The following is a 2,696-nucleotide window of genomic DNA, read 5'->3' on the forward strand; positions in this document are numbered from 1 at the left end:
TCACTAACTCTACGGCCCATGCCGAACAAAAAGGGTCGCGCAAGCGGCCCTTTCTGCTGTAAAATAATAACGCGGGGTGGAGCAGCCCGGTAGCTCGTCAGGCTCATAACCTGAAGGCCGCAGGTTCAAATCCTGCCCCCGCAACCAAACAAATAGCCGCCTTCAGGGCGGCTTTTTGTTTGGTAACGGGTCGAGGGTTTAATGCCTCTTCAGGGGCCTGCAACAAGGCATAGCCGACGCAGCGGGACAGAAAACTACAAAGCCTGAAACCGAAACCAAAAACTTCATACATTGAGACCGGAGCGATTATCGCTGGCGCGAAGACTTCATCTTCGCTGGCGATGGTAGCTCCTCGTTCGCAGAGCTCACCATAACCTGAAGGGTGAGAGGTCGATCAGGCCCCGCCCGATAAAACAGTCCAGTGGACTGTTTTAAGACCCGAACGGGGCAAATCCTGCCCTAGAAACCAAATTTCCTCATAGACACGATCAATACGAAAAGCCCTCCATCAAGGAGAGCTTTCGTGCGTTTGGTGCATGGCATCCGGAACAACCCTCAATGCAGGCGCGGGCGACGCCTCTCGCTGAGCTGCCGGCCAAGGTTCCAGCGGGATGGTCTAAGGAAAAGCCCGCCTCGTGCGGACTTTGTGCGTTTGGTAACGGGGCGAGGTTAACGCCTCCTCAGGGGCGCCGGCACGGTCCATCATCATACAAAACGAGCCTCCGCTGCAGTAGTACATAGCTAATCCCAGGTTAGCCTTATTGCGACATTTTACCGAACGTATCGAGCGCAGCCAGCTCGTCCCCTTGTCTATGGCCATGGTGCGCCTACATCACTACAAGATATAGTTGCATTTGCACAAGCCTCACACGAGTGCCTTGCGGTTGATGATTTTGGAATTGCTAATGATCTGGAACCACCGCATTACCCGTATTCTGGTCGGCATATTGCTGTTCGCGCTTGCGATCGTTCTTTTGCTGCCCGGCCTGACTGGCTTTACAAGTCTCGACGGTACAGTCAATGCGCGATTTGCGATCGTGAACGCTCCTATCGACGGCGAAGTCGCAGAAACACCCCCAAAAGTTGGTGCGCGCGTGTTGGCAGGAGCGCCGCTCGCCTTGATACACAACGCCCGCGTGAACCGCGCAATACTGACTTCGCTGCAGGCCGACCACATGACTGCTGTCGAACATGTTGCGGCGCTAAAGCGGGAACGCGATGAGCTTGTACGGCTTCGTGATCAATTGGGTGCACGCATGGAAGTCTTTACGCGCACAACCGTTGCCGACTTGGAGCGACAAGTTGAAATTCTAAACAAACGGGTCGAGGTTTCCAAGGCGCAGGACAATGTCGCGCAAGTCGACTTTGACCGGCGGCTAGCGCTTGAGGCGAAGGGTATCCTGTCCACCAAGATGGTCGAGACCGCCCGAGCCGCCTGGGAAGCGGCGGGGGGCGAACTCGAAATCAGTGGTTTGACCGTAGCCCAGCTCGAACAAAAGCTAGAAGCCGTTCGCAAGGGTGTTTTCGTTTTCGGTGACGGCCAGAACGACGTGCCCTATTCTCGCCAGCGACAGGATGAGGTCATCGTTCGTATCAGCGATCTCAACACGCGCATTGCCGAAAACGAAACACGGGGTGCACAGGTGCAAATGCAGCTGATTGAGGAGGTAAACCGCGTCCGCAGTCTCACTTCGGCATCAGATCCATCGCCTTTCGACGGAGTCGTGTGGAGTAGCAACATCGTCAACGGCTCGAACGTCATCCTCAATACCGAGCTGATGCGCATCCTCGATTGCAGCGATCTTTTCGTCGATATCCTTGTTCCGGAGGTCGATTACCAAGAGATTTATCCCGGCCTTACTGCAGAGGTGCGCTTATTGGGCGGAGGCGAGGCCTTCAAAGGCGTTGTCCTATCGGTGAGAGGCAGCTCCGCGGTCGCCGAGAAGGACACGCTGGCAGCCAATCAGCCCGAAACAACCAAACGCAACGATCGAATACGCGTGGGCCTGGCTCCCTCCGCTCTCAATACGGATTATGCGAACTTTTGTCAGGTGGGGCGTTCTGTTCAGGTGCGCCTCCCCAAATCTAACATCCGCATATGGAACTGGGTAGAGAGTCTGTGGTTCAGTATCTCATAGCACTGGCTCCGACATTTTCGGTTTTGGCGTTCTTTTTGCTTGGGCCTTTCAACTGGTCGCGTAACCATAGCTGGACGCGCGCAATCACATGCGTGGTCGTTGGCGCCATTGCATTGCGCTATATACTCTGGCGGTTATTCGAGACGGTACTTCCTTATCCCAACAATGGCCTCAATTTCTACTGGGTCTGGTTTCTGTTCATCATAGAAATTCTCGCGTTCTTCGAAGTCGTGCTCTTCCTGATTTTGATGAGTCGATACGTGGACCGGAGCGCAGAAGCGGACAGGCTCGCGCCAGACTTCTTTAGAGGTGACGAGGATGAATTGCCCACGGTGGATGTGTTCATTCCTACCTACAACGAGCCGCTCGACGTCCTGGAACGGACGATCATAGGGGCGCTTGCGCTCGATTATCCGCAAGACAAGCTGAAAGTCTACGTGCTCGACGATCAGCGTCGTAATTGGCTCAAGGCGTACTGCGAGGAGAAGGGAGCAATCCACGTCACACGGCCCGACAACAGCCATGCCAAAGCCGGCAACATGAACAATGGTCTGAAGG

2 protein-coding genes and 1 tRNA gene are annotated in these 2,696 nt (G+C 55.0%); all 3 read left to right on the forward strand.

Going from position 1 to position 2,696, the window contains the following annotated elements:
* Positions 1–70 precede the first annotated feature (70 nt).
* Positions 71–147 (forward strand) — tRNA-Met (locus tag AC1ECN_RS38440).
* Between the two features lie 758 nt (positions 148–905).
* Positions 906–2,138: an HlyD family secretion protein gene (locus tag AC1ECN_RS38445; RefSeq protein WP_130662545.1), complete on the forward strand. Its 1,233-nt coding sequence runs from the start codon at positions 906–908 to the stop codon at positions 2,136–2,138.
* On the forward strand, positions 2,120–2,696 hold a 577-nt coding region (locus AC1ECN_RS38450; RefSeq protein ID WP_477956042.1), incomplete at its 3' end, for a glycosyltransferase. The genes AC1ECN_RS38445 and AC1ECN_RS38450, both read left to right, overlap by 19 nt.

This window comes from Rhizobium sp. 01N447_2 (assembly GCF_056399245.1).